The organism is Streptomyces sp. NPDC020801 (assembly GCF_044334385.1).
In the GTDB taxonomy this organism is placed as follows: domain Bacteria; phylum Actinomycetota; class Actinomycetes; order Streptomycetales; family Streptomycetaceae; genus Streptomyces.
The window spans coordinates 1-14,769 of sequence record NZ_JBIRST010000025.1; the positions used below are offsets into that span (position 1 = coordinate 1).

General features: G+C 71.1%; 14 protein-coding genes. 10 read left to right on the forward strand and 4 right to left on the reverse strand.

The features are described 5' to 3' along the window. Positions 1-211, reverse strand: a 211-nt coding sequence (locus ACH4UM_RS35005; RefSeq protein ID WP_398188477.1) for a sugar phosphate nucleotidyltransferase, incomplete at its 3' end; no start/stop codon positions are given. Positions 212-391: 180 nt separating this feature from the next. On the opposite strand from ACH4UM_RS35005, the gene ACH4UM_RS35010 reads away from it, so the two are divergent. After that, the gene (locus ACH4UM_RS35010; RefSeq protein WP_398188479.1) at positions 392-940 is read left to right on the forward strand and encodes a 5-formyltetrahydrofolate cyclo-ligase; all 549 of its coding nucleotides are present in this window, start codon (positions 392-394) and stop codon (positions 938-940) included. A 218-nt stretch (positions 941-1,158) separates the two neighbouring features. Here ACH4UM_RS35010 and ACH4UM_RS35015 read toward each other — a convergent pair whose 3' ends face one another. Then, positions 1,159-3,999: a penicillin acylase family protein gene (locus tag ACH4UM_RS35015; RefSeq protein ID WP_398188482.1), complete on the reverse strand. Its 2,841-nt coding sequence runs from the start codon at positions 3,997-3,999 to the stop codon at positions 1,159-1,161. 202 nt (positions 4,000-4,201) lie between these two features. On the opposite strand from ACH4UM_RS35015, the gene ACH4UM_RS35020 reads away from it, so the two are divergent. From ACH4UM_RS35020 to mscL, 6 genes are all read left to right on the forward strand, one after another. Then, the gene (locus ACH4UM_RS35020) at positions 4,202-5,713 is read left to right on the forward strand and encodes a potassium/proton antiporter (protein WP_398188691.1); all 1,512 of its coding nucleotides are present in this window, start codon (positions 4,202-4,204) and stop codon (positions 5,711-5,713) included. Between the two features lie 274 nt (positions 5,714-5,987). Next, positions 5,988-7,283 (forward strand): MFS transporter, encoded by a 1,296-nt coding sequence (locus ACH4UM_RS35025; RefSeq protein ID WP_398188485.1) that lies wholly within the window; start codon positions 5,988-5,990, stop codon positions 7,281-7,283. Between the two features lie 67 nt (positions 7,284-7,350). Then, on the forward strand, positions 7,351-7,689 hold the full coding sequence (locus ACH4UM_RS35030) for an FmdB family zinc ribbon protein (protein ID WP_398188488.1): 339 nt from the start codon (positions 7,351-7,353) through the stop codon (positions 7,687-7,689). A gap of 75 nt (positions 7,690-7,764) precedes the next feature. Then, positions 7,765-8,598 (forward strand): S-methyl-5'-thioadenosine phosphorylase, encoded by an 834-nt coding sequence (locus ACH4UM_RS35035; RefSeq protein WP_398188491.1) that lies wholly within the window; start codon positions 7,765-7,767, stop codon positions 8,596-8,598. Positions 8,599-8,952: 354 nt separating this feature from the next. Beyond that, on the forward strand, positions 8,953-9,573 hold the full coding sequence (locus ACH4UM_RS35040; protein ID WP_398188494.1) for a hypothetical protein: 621 nt from the start codon (positions 8,953-8,955) through the stop codon (positions 9,571-9,573). 57 nt (positions 9,574-9,630) lie between these two features. After that, a complete protein-coding gene (mscL, locus tag ACH4UM_RS35045) occupies positions 9,631-10,089 on the forward strand; it encodes a large conductance mechanosensitive channel protein MscL (RefSeq protein WP_398188497.1) in 459 nt (152 codons plus the stop codon). Between the two features lie 28 nt (positions 10,090-10,117). Here mscL and ACH4UM_RS35050 read toward each other — a convergent pair whose 3' ends face one another. Continuing rightward, positions 10,118-10,288, reverse strand: a complete 171-nt coding sequence (locus tag ACH4UM_RS35050) for a hypothetical protein (protein ID WP_398188499.1) — start codon at positions 10,286-10,288, stop codon at positions 10,118-10,120. A gap of 74 nt (positions 10,289-10,362) precedes the next feature. Between ACH4UM_RS35050 and ACH4UM_RS35055 the strand changes: the two genes are divergently transcribed. After that, positions 10,363-11,601, forward strand: a complete 1,239-nt coding sequence (locus tag ACH4UM_RS35055) for a low temperature requirement protein A (RefSeq protein WP_398188502.1) — start codon at positions 10,363-10,365, stop codon at positions 11,599-11,601. Between the two features lie 41 nt (positions 11,602-11,642). Next, a complete protein-coding gene (locus ACH4UM_RS35060; protein ID WP_398188504.1) occupies positions 11,643-12,671 on the forward strand; it encodes a P1 family peptidase in 1,029 nt (342 codons plus the stop codon). 53 nt (positions 12,672-12,724) lie between these two features. Here the strand turns inward: ACH4UM_RS35060 and ACH4UM_RS35065 are convergent, their stop codons facing one another. Next, positions 12,725-13,252 (reverse strand): SMI1/KNR4 family protein, encoded by a 528-nt coding sequence (locus ACH4UM_RS35065; RefSeq protein WP_398188507.1) that lies wholly within the window; start codon positions 13,250-13,252, stop codon positions 12,725-12,727. A gap of 206 nt (positions 13,253-13,458) precedes the next feature. Between ACH4UM_RS35065 and ACH4UM_RS35070 the strand changes: the two genes are divergently transcribed. Continuing rightward, entirely contained in the window at positions 13,459-14,679 is a 1,221-nt protein-coding gene (locus ACH4UM_RS35070; protein ID WP_398188509.1) for an Ig-like domain-containing protein, read from the forward strand. The last annotated feature ends 90 nt before the right edge of the window (positions 14,680-14,769 follow it).

Below are 14,769 nucleotides of genomic sequence, written 5' to 3' on the forward strand. Positions count from 1 at the left end.
GGTCCTCCAGCGGCCGCTTGTTGCGGCCGGTCACCATGAGGACGTCGTCGAGGCCCGCGGAGACGGCCTCCTCGACCACATACTGGATCGCCGGCTTGTCCACGACCGGCAGCATCTCCTTGGGAGTGGCCTTGGTGGCCGGCAGGAACCGGGTGCCGAGGCCCGCTGCGGGAATGACAGCCTTGCTGATCCTGGGATGCGACTGCGTCATGCCCGCAACCCTATCCGCTGCGTTTGCGGGGGCTCCGCGGCTCCGGTTCATTGGCTCTGGTATGAGCATATGCACGGGTACACGAAGAAGGGTACGGAAACGGCCTTGAGTCACATCGGACGTACGACCGAGCCTGGCAAGCGAACGTTGCGGCGGGAGTTCCTCGCGGCGAGGAACAGGTTGACCGCGGACGACGTGCGGGAGGCGGCCGGGGCGCTGGCACGGCGCGCGCTGGAGCTGCCCGAGCTGGCGCGCGCGGGCACGGTGGCCGCGTACGTCTCCGTGGGCACCGAACCGGGCACCGTGGTCCTGCTCGACGCACTGCGCGCGCGGGGTGTGCGCGTCCTGCTGCCCGCGCTGCTGCCCGACAACGACCTGGACTGGGGCGCGTACACCGGCGAGGGCTCCCTCGCGCGCGTGCAACACGGCGGGAAGATGGCGCTGTTCGAGCCGTCCGGCGAGCGCCTGGGGCCGGACGCCGTGACGGCCGCCGACGTCGTGCTGCTGCCCGGCCTAGCCGTCGACGCGCGCGGGATGCGGCTGGGGCGCGGCGGAGGCTCCTACGACCGTGTCCTGGCGCGTCTGGAGCGGGCGGGCGCGCATCCGGCGCTCGTGGTGCTGCTGTACGACTCCGAGGTCGTCGAGCACCTCCCGGACCAGGCGCACGACCGGCCGGTGCAGGCGGTGGTGACACCGTCGGGGGTGCGCCGCTTCACGGACGGCACCTGACAGCCCCCCGCACGGCGAACCCGACGACCTGTCCGACCTGTACAACATGTCCGACCTGCGCTTGCGCGGCCTGGTCGGCTTGGTGGGCTTGGTGGGCTTGGTGGGCTTGGTGGGGCATACGGTGCCTTGAAAGGACTTGCGGGGCTTTACAGGGCTTGTACGGCGAAGGCCCTCCACGCGCGCGTGGAGGGCCTTCGCCCGTGCGTGCGGTCAGCCGCTCACGGCTTGAGCACCAGTGTGTCGCTCGTGCTCTTGCCCACCGCGTCCGGCGAGAAGGACCACGGCAGCAGCTCGCCCTTGGCCCACTTGCCCGTCTGGTCGGTGTAGTGGGCGCTGAAGGCGTGCCCGGAGGCGCCGGAGAGGTTGATCCACCTGGACTTGTCGAGGTCGGCGAGGTTGACCACCATCCGCATGGACGGCACCCACACCACGCCGTAACCGCCGGCCGCGTTCCACCCGGAGGCGTTGACGGCGGCCTCGCCGCCGCTGAGCTTCCAGGGTCCGCGGTTGAGGATGTACTTCAGGAAGCCGGGGCCGTCCGTGCCCAGAGTCTGGTTCTTAAGGAACAGCCGGTGCAGCCGGCCCCAGCTCCAGGTGTCGATGTCCTTGCCGAGCTTGGCGGTCAGCTCCCAGCGGGCGTCGATCATGGCGCGCTTGAACAGCTCGTCGCGGTTGTCGGCCTTGGGGCGGGGGCCCGACGCCGGCGTCTTCCACCAGTCGCTGTTCTCGTCGTCCATGAGGCTGCGGACCACCTCGAACCAGCGGTCGCCGCCGTCCGGCTGCGCCTGGTCGGCGTCCCGCTCGCCGCACTCGCGGACCTTGGCGGCCTCGTCCGCCGGGCCGGTGTTGTCGGCCGGTTCGACCCACAGGCACTGGCCCTTGACCCGCAGCTCCTTGGGGAGCTTGTTGCCGAAGGCCAGCTTGAGGACGTTGCGCCAGACCGCGTTGAAGTAGGCGGCCGCGGCCGAGTCGGCGTCCTGGGTGTAGTCCCACCCCTCCAGGAGCTTCTGCGCCTGGCGGACGTCCTTGTCCCCGATGTCGATCTTCAGCAGGCTGGGCACGAGCAGCTTGGCGATCTCGCTGCTGTTGTCCATCTGCATCTGGCGCATGTCGTCGGTGGAGATCTTGCCGCCGCCGTCGATCTTGGACTGGATCAGGTCGGTGATCCGCTGGCTGCGGGTGCCGTAGCCCCAGTCCGTGGTGAGCGTGTACGGGTACTTGGCCGGGTCGACGACGGCCTGGTTGGCGGTGACGATGTAGCCGCGCTCGGGGTTGTACTCGTAGGGCAGCTCGGCCTGCCTGATGTAGCCCTTCCAGTCGTACTTCGAGTCCCAGCCCGGCGCCGGGATCGAACCGTCGTCGTTCTTCGCGCGCCTGGGGACGAGGCCCGGCAGCGTGTAGCCGATGTTGCCCTCGGTGTCGGCGTAGATCAGGTTCTGCGACGGCACGTCGAACAGCGCGGCGGCCGACCGGAAGTCGCCGAAGTCCTTGGCCCTGTCGATGGCGAAGACGGCGTCCATGGTGGTGCCCGCCTGCAGGGCGGTCCACTTCAGGGCGATGGCGTAGCCGTCACCGCGGTCGGGTGCGGCGGTGTTGACCTGGGCCTTCTTGCCCACCGTGACGAGCTCGTCGTCGCGGTCGGACAGCAGCGGACCGTTGTTGGTCTCGCGGACGACGATCGTCTTGGAGGTGCCGCCGGCGACCTTGATGGTCTCCTCGTGGGTCTTGAAGGGGACGGTCTTGCTGTCGCGCAGATAGCCGTCGCCGCTGAGCTTCTCCAGGTACAGGTCGGTGACGTCGACGCCGGAGTTGGTCATGCCCCAGGCGATGTTCTGGTTGTGGCCGATGACCACGCCGGGCATGCCCGCGAAGGTGTAGCCGGTGACGTCGTAGGGGCACGCGCTGGAGACGGAGCGGCAGTGCAGGCCCATCTGGTACCAGACCGAGGGCAGCGAGGCCGACAGGTGCGGGTCGTTGGCGAGCAGCGGCTTGCCCGTGATGGTGTACTTCCCGGCGACCACCCACGAGTTGGATCCGATGCCGTTGCCGTTCACGCCGACGGCCGTGGGGAGGCTCTCCATGACGTCGTGCAGGCCCATCAGCTGGCTCTGCACGCCCGAGCCGGCGGAGGTGCCGTGCGCGCCCGAGGTGCCCGGCGTACCGCCGGTGCCGGTCGACGTGCCCGTGCCGGTGCCCGCCGTTCCGGTGGTGGTGGCCGTGCCCGTCGAGGTGCCCGTGCCCGTCGAGGTGCCTGCGCCGCTCGTGCCGCCACCGCCCACGAAGGACCTGGTGAGCTCGCTGTACTGCCCCTGCGTGACGATCGCCTTGTTGCGGCTGTACGGGTAGTCCGGGTACAGGTCTTTGATCTGCTTGGGGCCCAGACGGCTGGCCATCAGGGCGCGGTCGATCTCGTCCTTCATGTTGCCGCGCAGGTCCCAGGCCATCGCCTTCAGCCAGGAGACCGAGTCGACCGGGGTCCACTGAGCGGGCTTGTAGTCGTTGGTGAGGCCCAGGGCCGCGTACTCCAGGGAGATGCCCTCGGCGTCCCTGCCCTTGAGGTAGGCGTTGACTCCGTTGGAGTACGCCTGGAGGTACTTCTTGGCGGAGGCCGACAGCTTCGTGTCGTACTCCTCCTTGGCGACCCGGTCCCAGCCCAGGGTGCGCAGGAACTCGTCGTTCTTGACCTGGCCCTTGCCGAACATCTCCGACAGCCGCCCGGAGGTCATGTGGCGGCGCACGTCCATCTCGTAGAACCGGTCCTGGGCCTGGACGTAGCCCTGCGCCATGAACAGGTCCTCGGCGGAGGAGGCGTAGATCTGCGGGATGCCGTAGCCGTCCCGCTTGACGTCGACGGGTCCGGACAGGCCCTGGAGCGTGGCGGAGCCCTTGGTCTGGGGGAAGGAGGCGCGCACGGTGCTGATGGACCAGTAGGCCCCGTAGGCGATGCCTCCGATGATCGCCAGGACCAGGACAAGCCCGATCAGACGGGCTTTTCGCCCCTTCTTCCTGCCGGACTTGCCGGGCTTGTCACCCGTTGAGGCGGTGGTGTTGGGGGGCATCGCTGTCCTTGCTGTCCTAACGCGAGCGGCAGGCGGTACTGGAGTGCTGGAGCAACCATAGGCGCAGGGCCCGGTGGCACTTGACGCGGAGTCGGGTCCAGGCGCGGACGGGCGTTCGATCTTGCCCGGGGAAGCGTCAAGAAAGCGTCAAGAGTTAGGTAAGCTAATGAAGTAACCGGAGCGCCCAGGGGAGGAACCGCAGCTGACTGTTCACCACCTCAACCAGCTTCTGCTCGCCTGTTCGCTGGTCCTGCTCGTCGCCGTGGCAGCGGTCCGGATCTCCTCGCGCAGCGGGCTCCCCAGCCTGCTCGTGTACCTGGGGATCGGCGTCGTCATGGGCCAGGACGGCCTCGGCCACATCCACTTCGCCAACGCCGAGCTGACCCAGGTCATCGGCTACGCGGCGCTGGTCGTGATCCTGGCCGAGGGCGGCCTGGGAACGAAGTGGAAGGAGATCGGGCCGGTCCTGCCGGCCGCCTCCGTGCTGGCGCTGGCCGGGGTCGCGGTGAGCGTCGGCGTCACCGCAGCGGGTGCGCACTACCTCACCGGCCTGGAGTGGCGGCAGGCGCTCATCATCGGCGCGGTGGTGTCCTCGACGGACGCGGCGGCCGTCTTCTCGGTGCTGCGCAGGATCCCCCTGCCCGCGCGGGTGACGGGCACGCTGGAGGCCGAGTCCGGCTTCAACGACGCCCCGGTGGTCATCCTGGTCGTCGCCTTCTCCACGGCCGGACCGTTCGAGCACTGGTACGTGCTGGTGGGCGAGATAGCCCTGGAGCTCGCCATCGGCGCGGCCATCGGCCTCGCGGTGGGCTGGCTCGGCTCCTGGGGCCTGCGGCACGTCGCCCTGCCCGCCTCCGGTCTCTACCCGATCGCCGTGATGGCGATCGCGGTCACCGCCTACGCCGCGGGCGCGCTCGCGCACGGCAGCGGCTTCCTGGCCGTCTACCTCGCCTCGATGGTGCTCGGCAACGCCAGGCTGCCGCACTGGCCGGCCACGCGCGGCTTCGCCGAGGGGCTGGGCTGGATCGCACAGATCGGCATGTTCGTCCTGCTCGGCCTGCTGGTCACCCCGCACGAGCTCGGCGACGACGTGCTGCCCGCCCTCGTCATCGGCCTGGTGCTGACCATGGTCGCGCGACCGCTGAGCGTGGTGGCCAGCCTGCTGCCCTTCAGGGTGCCGTGGCAGGAGCAGACCCTGATGTCCTGGGCCGGACTGCGCGGCGCCGTGCCCATCATCCTGGCGACCATCCCCATGGTGAACGGCGTCGACGCCAGCCGCCACATCTTCAACATCGTCTTCGTCCTGGTCGTCGTCTACACCCTGATCCAGGGGCCGACCCTGCCCTGGCTCGCCCGGCAGCTGCGCCTGGGCGACACCCAGGAGGCCGCCGACCTCGGGATCGAGTCGGCGCCCCTGGAACGGCTGCGCGGCCATCTGCTGTCCGTCGCGATCCCGGAGGGCTCTCGGATGCACGGCGTGGAGATCAACGAGCTGCGGCTGCCCGCCGGATCGGCGGTCACCCTGGTCGTACGCGAAGGAAAGTCGTTCGTCCCGCTGCCCACGACCGTGCTGCGCCGCGGCGACGAGCTCCTCGTGGTGGCCACCGACCCGGTCCGCGAGGCGGCCGAACGGCGGCTGCGCGCGGTCGGCCGGGGCGGAAAGCTCGCCAGCTGGCTGGGCACCAACGGGGTGGGCGCCGGCGGTACGCGTTAAGGGCACGTTTCATACGGTTCACACCCACCCCGATCACAGGCGTACAGGCCCCGAAGTGCTCGTTTTCACAGGTACGCGAGCCGTTGCCCCCTGTACGATGAAGGCGCACCCTGATCGAACCAACTCTGCCTGACGCAGAGCTGGCGCGACCGTATGGCGGCCGTGTCGACCCCCGCAGTGGGCGACGGTATCTACCGCAGTCCGCGCAAGAGGACAGCTCTCGGCGCGCCCGTACCAAGGGCCCGCGCTACCAGGCGGCAGAAAGGCACGGGCCGTGGTATCCACGGTCACCACCACCGACCCGGCGAAGACCTCGACGGGCTCCTCCCGCCCGGGATACGGGCAGTTGCTGCGCACCCGCGGCGCCTGGACCTTCCTGCTCCCCGGTTTCGCCGCACGCCAGCCGTTCGCGATGCTCACCATCTCCATCGTGCTGCTGGTGCAGCACACCACCGGCTCATACGGCGCGGCGGGTGCCACCGCCGCCGCCACCGGCGTCTCCATGGCACTGTTCGCCCCGTACAGCGGCCGGCTCGCCGACCGCTACGGACAGCGGGCCGTCCTGGTCCCCGGCGTGCTGGTGCACACCCTGGCCGGTCTGACGCTGACCGCCCTCGCCCTCGCGCACGCGCCCCTGTGGGCACTGTTCGCGGCGGCCGTACCGACCGGCGCCTCGGTGCCGCAGGTCGGGCCCATGGTGCGCGCCCGCTGGGGCGTGACCCTGAAGGACTCCCCACTGATGACGACCGCGGCGGCCTTCGAGTCCGTCACGGACGAGCTGACCTTCGTCGTCGGCCCGCTGCTGGCGACCGCCCTGTGCACCGCCGTCGCCCCGGCGGCGGGCCTGGTCACCGAGGCCGGGCTGACCCTGGTCGGCGGCCTGCTGTTCGCCGCGCAGAAGCACACCCAGCCGCCCGTCGCCCCCGCCGGGCACGCGCGCGTGGAGCACGTCTCGGCCCTGCGCGTCCCCGGTGTGCGCGTGCTGATCGTGACCTTCCTGGGCATCGGCTCGGTCTTCGGCGGCATGCAGGTCTCACTGGCCGCCTTCACCGAGTCCATCGGCCGGCCCGGCCTCAACGGCGTCCTCTACGGGACCTTCGCCGCGGGCAACATGCTCTCGGGCATCGCCTGCGGTGCGATCGCCTGGAAGGCGGCCCCGCAGCGGCGTCTCCTCCTCGGCTACACCGCCCTCGCGCTGGCCGCGTCCGCGCTGTGGACCGCGCACTCGGTGCTGCTGCTGGCCGCGCTCGGGCTGCTGGTCGGCATGTGCATCGCGCCTGCCCTGATCACCGGCTACACGCTGGTCGAGGGCCTGGTGCCGGCGGGCGCCCGCACCGAGGCGTTCACCTGGCTCACCGGCGCGGTCGCGCTCGGCCAGGCGGCCGCCGTCACGGTCGCCGGACAGCTGGAGGACCGCCTGTGGGGCGGCGCCGGCTTCCTGGTCCCGATGACCGGCACGGTGCTGGCCCTCGCGACCCTGGTGACCCTCAGGTCACGGCTCGCGGCGCGGCCCCGCAGCCGCACCGTCGCACGTGGCGTCGGTCACCGCACCCCTGTCGCAGTGGACTGATCCCGGGGAATGCGTCACTATGGACCGTCGTTAGCACTCATCGAGTGAGAGTGCCAGGAGGAAGACAGTGCCCACCTACCAGTACCAGTGCACCGAGTGCGGCGAGGGCCTCGAGGCGGTGCAGAAGTTCACCGACGACGCGCTCACCGAGTGCCCCAGCTGCGCTGGCCGCCTGAAGAAGGTGTTCTCCGCGGTCGGCATTGTCTTCAAGGGCTCCGGCTTCTACCGCAACGACAGCCGCGGCTCCTCGTCGAGCAGCAGCCCGGCTTCGGCGTCGAAGTCGTCGGGCTCGTCCGCCTCCTCGTCCTCGTCGAGCCCGGGCGACTCCTCGTCGTCCGGATCGAGCTCCTCGTCGTCCTCGTCGTCCTCGTCGTCCACGAGCTCGGCCGGCAGCTCCGCCGCCTGACGTTTCTCCAACGGACCCCGCCGTCACCGGACAGCGGGGTCTTCGGCGTTTCCGCGGGCGGCTAGTGTGCTGGTCATGGCGAACGCAGAGATCGGTGTCATCGGTGGTTCCGGCTTCTACTCCTTCCTGGACGACGTGACCGAGGTCCAAGTGGACACGCCGTACGGGGCACCCAGCGACTCCCTCTTCCTCGGCGAGATCGCCGGCCGGCGGGTCGCCTTCCTGCCCCGGCACGGCCGCGGCCACCACCTTCCGCCGCACCGCATCAACTACCGGGCCAATCTGTGGGCGCTTCGCTCCGTGGGCGCGCGCCAGGTCCTCGGGCCCTGCGCGGTGGGCGGTCTGCGCCCCGAGTACGGGCCGGGCACACTGCTCGTGCCGGACCAGTTCGTCGACCGTACGAAGTCCCGGGCGCAGACCTACTTCGACGGGCTGCCGCTGCCCGACGGCACCGTGCCGAACGTCGTCCACGTCTCCTTGGCCGACCCCTACTGCCCCGCCGGCAGGGCCGCCGCGCTGAAGGCGGCGCGCGGCCGGGACTGGGACGCGGTCGACGGCGGCACCCTCGTCGTGGTGGAGGGGCCGCGCTTCTCGACCCGTGCCGAATCGTTGTGGCACCGGGCGCAGGGCTGGTCGGTGGTGGGCATGACCGGCCATCCCGAGGCGGCGCTCGCCCGCGAGCTGGAGCTCTGCTACACCTCGATAACCCTGGTCACCGACCTCGACGCGGGCGCCGAGAGCGGCGAGGGCGTCTCGCACGAGGAAGTGCTGCAGGTCTTCGCGGCCAACATGGAGCGGCTGCGGGGTGTCCTGTTCGACGCGGTGGCCGCGCTGCCCGCCGCCGGAGAGCGGGACTGCCTGTGCGCGAACGCGCTGGGCGGGATGGACCCGGGGTTCGCGCTGCCGTAGCGGCTGGAATTCCTCGTTCGGGTCAGCGAGTTGTCCACAACCCGCGAGTAACGCACGGGCTCCGGCGGGCCGCGGCGCGATGCCCCATCGTGGCATCGCAAGCCGCAATCCATGCCGGTCCTCTGTCGCAGGTGGTGGTGACCCGTGTCCTCGTCGTCCTCTCCGTCCTCCGTCCCGTCCTCCGTCCCGTCCTCCTCTCCGTCCTCCTCTCCGTCCTCCGTCCCGTCCTCCTCTCCGTCCTCCGTCCCGTCCTCCTCTGCATCCTTCGTCCCGTCGTGCTCTGCGTCCTTCGTCCCGTCGTGCTCTGTGTCCTCCGTCCCCTCGGCTTCCGCGTCCGCCAACCGCTCTGGTGCCTTGCGGCCCGGTTCGGTGCGCGGCCGGCCCGATGCGGACGCCCCGGCCACGTGCGAGGTGCCGCACTTCGCGGCGGTGCGGGTGCGGGGCGGGCGGTATCAGCTGCTCCGGCTGGTACGGCACCGGAGGCGGGCAGTGGCGGCAGGGCTGGCCGTCACGGCGGCCGCGCTCGTGGCGGCGGGTCCACGCGACGCGCCGGATGCACCGGAGTCCCCTCGTGGCGGCCCGGCCCGGGGACACCCGGCGTCGGCGGCGGACGGAGAGCGGGAGCGCGGCCCCACAGGGCAGGTGCAGAGCGCGAAAGGCACGAACGCCACGGACGCCACGGACGCCACGGACATGGTGACCGTCCCTGTGCGGATCGCCGACGCGGCCACGGTCCGGCTGCTGCGCCCCGGCGACCGGGTCGACGTGATCGCCGCGGGGGACCCGGCGGCGGCCGGTCAGGCCCGGGTGGTGGCGCGGGGAGCCAGGGTGACGAAGGTTCCCGAGCCGGTGGACGCCGGGGGCGCGGTCGGGGGCGAGGGCGGGGCGCTGGTCGCGCTCTCGGTCCCGCGATCGACCGCGGCACGCCTGGCGGGCGCGGGTGTGACGGCCAGGCTGGCGGTGACCCTGTGGTGAGCCGTAGGTTGCGGAGCTGTTTGTTCCGCAACCGGCACGTCCACGAAGGAGCCCCAGGTGAGCAAGGAGAAGGACCCGAGCGTCTGGCAGGGCTTCAAGGCCTTCCTGATGCGCGGGAACGTCGTCGATCTGGCAGTCGCGGTGGTCGTCGGCGCCGCCTTCAGCAACATCGTCAACTCCGTGGTGAAAGGGATGATCAACCCGGTCGTCGGAGCGATCGGCACCAAGAACCTCGACCACTACAGCTCATGCCTGAGCTCGACGTGCAAGGGCGCCGACGGCATCCAGATAATGTGGGGCTCGGTCCTCGGCGCCGCCCTCCAGTTCGTGATCACCGCCGCGGTGGTCTACTTCCTGATGGTCCTGCCCATGGCGAAGTTCCTGGCCCGGCAGGAGGCCCGCAGGAAGGCGCGGCAGGACGCGCACGAGGTCGTCGAGGTGACCGAGCTGCAGGTGCTCAAGGAGATCCGCGACGAGCTGGTCGCGCGACGCGGCCCGGAACACGCCGGGCGGTAGCGGCCGCATCCCGGCCGGGCCGTGGATTTCAAAGGTGGTGGGGCGGCTTCTCGTCGAGGAAGCGCTTGAGGTCGGTGGCGCTGTCGCCGTCCGTCCGCTCCCCCCACCCGTGGTCGGTGTCGTCCGTGGACTGCTGGCTCAGCGGGTCGTCGAAGATCAGCGCGTTCTTCGGATCGCGCGGCTCGGGGGCGGTACTCATGTCTCCAGGGTACGGTCCCCGGCCGGCCCGGCCGTCCCGGGAATTCCCGGCCGTTTTCTGCTGTGCTGGGTGCCATGACGTCCAGTTCCGACCCGAGACCGGGCCCCACGGGCCCGCCACGCCCGGCGCCGGCCCTCCGCCCGCTGACCGCACGCGGCCGCGGCGAGGCTCACCGGGTCGCCTCACCGCTCGAGCTCTTCTTCGATCTGTGCTTCGTCGTGGCCGTCGGGCAGGCGGGCGTGGAACTGGTGCACGCCGTGGCCGAGGGCCGGGCGGGCCACGGGATCCTGAACTACGCGATGGCCTTCTTCGCCATCTGGTGGGCGTGGATGAACTTCGCGTGGTTCGCCTCGGCGTACGACAACGACGACGTGCTCTTCCGAGTGGTCACCCTGGTGCAGATCTCGGGTGTGCTGGTGCTGGCCGCGGGGATCTCGCGCTCGTTCGAGGACCACGACTTCTTCGTGGTGTGGCTCGGTTACCTGATCATGCGGCTGGCGATGGCCGCGCAGTGGCTGCGGGCCGCGCGCTGGGCCCGCGGCCCGGAGCGGCGCACGGCGCTGCGGTACGCCGGCGGTGTGCTGCTGTGCCAGGTCGGCTGGCTGGGGCTGGTGCTGCTGCCGGTGGCCGCCCGGCCGTGGGTGTTTCCGGTGATGGCGATCGTGGAACTGTGCGTACCGCTGTACGCCGAGAAGGACCGCGCGACCTCCTGGCACCCGCACCACATCGCCGAGCGGTACGGGCTGTTCACCATCATCGTGCTGGGCGAGACGGTCGCGTCGGCCACGGTCGCCGTGAAGTCGGGCGTGGCCGAGCACAACGCGCCGGGCGAGGTGCTGCCGATCGCGGCGGGCGGTCTGCTGACCGTCTTCTCCGCCTGGTGGATCTACTTCACGGTGCCGATCCACACACATCTGCGCTCCAACCGGCAGTCGTTCCTGTGGGGATACGGCCACTACCTGATCTTCGCCTCCGCGGCGGCGATCGGCGCGGGGCTGGAGGTCGCGGTCGAACAGGCCGTCGGCAGCACGCACCTTGCGGTCCTGGCGGCCTCGGCGGCCGTGACCCTGCCGACCGCCCTGTATCTGATCACCGTCTGGGCGCTGCACTCACGGCACTTCAAAGTGGGCACGGCCCGGCAACTGGTGCTGCCCACCACTGCCCTGCTGGTGATCTGCTGCACCTTCCTGGGCGACTGGGCGGTCCTCGCGGCGGGCCTCGTCTCGGCGCTGGCGGTGGCGACGGGCGTCACCCTGACCGCACGGCCGGCCGCCGGAAGCGGTGCGGGGCGGGCGGCGGAACAGGCGACGTGACCGCCCGGTGCCCAGGGCCCGCGCGGGGGAGACTGACTCCCATGACAGTTGACGCGTTGACGGACGTCACCGGTGTGCGGGTGGGACACGCCACGCGCAGGAGCGCGGGCTGGCTCACCGGGACCACGGTCGTGCTGGCCCCGGAGGGCGGCGCCGTCGCCGCCGTGGACGTACGGGGCGGCGGTCCCGGCACCAAGGAGACCGACGCCCTGGACCCGCGCAACCTGGTGCAGAAGGTGGAGGCGGTGGTGCTGACCGGCGGCAGTGCGTACGGGCTGGACGCCGCCTCGGGGGTGATGGCCTGGCTTGAGGAGCGCGGGCGCGGGGTGCGCGTCGGACCGGACCCGACGCACGTCGTGCCGGTGGTACCCGCCGCCTGCGTCTTCGACCTGGGCCGGGGCGGGGACTTCCGGGCCCGGCCGGACGCGGCCACCGGGCGTGCCGCGGTCGAGGCGGCCGCGGCGGGCGAGGCGGGCGGGCGCGTGCCGCAGGGGTGCGTGGGCGCCGGGACGGGAGCGACCGTGGGACCGGTGAAGGGCGGGGTCGGCACCGCGAGCACCGTGCTCGACTCGGGCATCACGGTGGCGGCGCTGGTGGTGGCCAACGCGGCCGGATCGGCGGTCGATCCCGAAACGGGCGCCCTCTACGGGGAGTTGTTCCAGGGACGGGTGCGGTACCCCGACGCCGAGGTCCACGAGACCGCGCGCCTGCGGCTCGCCGAGACCGCCGCGCGGAACGCACCGCCTCCGCTGAACACCACGCTCGCGGTGGTCGCCACCGACGCGGACCTGTCCAAGGCGCAGGCGCAGAAGCTGGCCGGGACGGCCCACGACGGGATCGCGCGCGCCGTACGGCCGGTGCATCTGCTCAACGACGGGGACACGGTGTTCGCGCTGGCCACCGGGGCCCGCCCGCTGGACGGCGGGCAGCCGCTCGCCCTGAACGAGATCCTCGCGGCCGGCGCGGACCAGGTGACCCGAGCGATCGTCCGCGCCGTACGCGCCGCCGAGTCGGTGGACGGACCGGGTGGAGCGTGGCCGGCGTACGAGGAGTTGTACGGGGCCCGCTGAGCCGGGAGGCAGGAGCCGGGCGCGCCGGAGCGGGAGGCGGTCTTCGGTCCGGCTCAGCGGCAGAGCGCGAGGATGTCGTCGGCGAAGGCGGGGAACTCGGCCCGCGCCTCGTCGATGATCTCCCGGGCGGTCCGGCGCGGGGTGGTGGCGTGCCGTTCGGCGAGCGCGGTCAGTGCCGCGTCGGGGCGCGCCGCGCGCTCCGCGTGCTCCACGGCCTCCATGGGGCCGCAGCCGTCGGCCAGCACCCACAGGAAGTCCGAGAGGTTCCCGGCCACCACGCCGCACTCGCCCTCCGAGCCCATGAACACCACGGGCTGCTCGGCGAGCGGCCGCCCCGGCCGCGCGTACCAGAGGGCGGCGAGTCCGCCGGTGCCGTCCTGCCCGAAGACCCGGTAGGCGTCGCCGTCGAGCTCGTGGTTGCCGGTCCACTGGCGCAGCCAGTGGGTGGTCTCCTCGGCCGAGTCGAAGTCGTCGTAGGGCTCGAAGTCGATGCCCTCGCCGTCGTCGTAGTCGAAGTCGGTCCGGGCCACATCGGTCAGGGCGGGCGGGAAGCGGCGGTCGTCGCCGGTCGTCTCGATCACGCGCGCAGGCTAACCGCCGCCACTGACAACGCCGTTCGGCCCCGGGTGTCCCTCATGTCGCAGCGAGCCCGCGAATGTCCCGGTTCTGTCACGTGATGACGTTCGGGCCGAACGCCGGGAACCCGAGTGGGCGACCGCTCCCTCTTTACCCACGCATTGCAGCGGATCAAGCGAATCCAGCCCACCACACGTACCAGGAGCAGCCCGTGACAACGCCGGACATAGCAGCGCGGCGCGCACTGGGGGCCTGTGCCGCCCTGATGGTCGGCGCCCTCACCCTCACCGGATGCGGCGGCGACGCCAGCGCCAAGGACGACGGCAAGGACGGCGGCAAGGGCACCGTCAAGACGTCCACGGCGAAGATCGCCATCTCGGCCAAGGACGGTTCGACCAGCGCGTCGATCAACGCAACGGGTGTGAAGGTCAGCGGCGGCAGGCTGACCGAGGTGAAGATGACCGTGGCGGGGTCGGGGCAGGCCGTACCGGGTTCGATCTCGGCGGACGGTGCGAGCTGGAAGCCGAAGGAGCAGCTGGAGCGCGGGACGAAGTACCAGATCTCGGCGACCGCGAAGGACGCGGGCGGCCGTACGGCGGCCGCCAACTCCATCTTCACGACCGTCACCACGGCGAACAGCTTCATCGGCACCTACGCGCCGGACAACGGCTCGACGGTGGGCGTGGGGATGCCGGTGTCGTTCACCTTCGACAAGGCGATCAGCGACAAGAGGGCCGTGCAGTCGCACATCACGGTCACCTCCAGCAGCGGCCAGCAGGTGGTGGGCCACTGGTTCGGCGCGCAGCGGCTGGACTTCCGGCCCGACGACTACTGGAAGGCCGGCTCCAAGGTCACCATGAAGATCAACCTGGACGGCGTGCAGGGCGCGAACGGCGTCTACGGCGTGCAGAACAAGACCGTGACCTTCACGATCGGCCGCTCGCAGGTCTCCACGGTCGACGCGGCCACGCAGACCATGACGGTCGTGCGGGACGGGCAGACGGTGAAGACGGTCCCGGTCTCCACGGGCAGCCCGGAGCACACCACGTACAACGGCGCGATGGTGATCTCGGAGAAGTTCACCCAGACCCGCATGAACAGCCAGACGGTCGGCCTGGGCGGCGAGTACGACATCGCGGATGTGCCGCACGCGATGCGCCTGACCACCTCCGGCACCTTCATCCACGGCAACTACTGGTACAACAAGGGCAATCCGCCCTTCGGGCGCGAGGGCACCAGCCACGGCTGCGTGGGGATGGCGGACGTGCAGGGCGCGCAGGGCGACACCACCGCGAAGTGGTTCTACGACAACTCGCTCATCGGGGACGTCGTGATCGTCAAGCACTCCCCGGACCGGACCGTGGCCCCGGACAACGGGCTCAATGGCTGGAACATGACATGGAGCGAGTGGACCGCGGGAAGCGCGGCTTGATCACCAAAGGGCTTCTGAGCAGCGGATTTTGACGGTTCGACGGGCCGCGCGGGAACTTCTCGCGCGGCCCGGCCGTTTTCCCGGCATACG

Coding starts and splice junctions, on each gene's coding strand:
- ACH4UM_RS35060 (WP_398188504.1), top strand. CDS start 11,643: ATGACAGTTGACGCGTTGACGGACGTCACCGGTGTGCGGGTGGGACAC.
- ACH4UM_RS35055 (WP_398188502.1), top strand. CDS start 10,363: ATGACGTCCAGTTCCGACCCGAGACCGGGCCCCACGGGCCCGCCACGC.
- ACH4UM_RS35015 (WP_398188482.1), bottom strand. CDS start 3,999: ATGCCCCCCAACACCACCGCCTCAACGGGTGACAAGCCCGGCAAGTCC.
- ACH4UM_RS35035 (WP_398188491.1), top strand. CDS start 7,765: ATGGCGAACGCAGAGATCGGTGTCATCGGTGGTTCCGGCTTCTACTCC.
- ACH4UM_RS35050 (WP_398188499.1), bottom strand. CDS start 10,288: ATGAGTACCGCCCCCGAGCCGCGCGATCCGAAGAACGCGCTGATCTTC.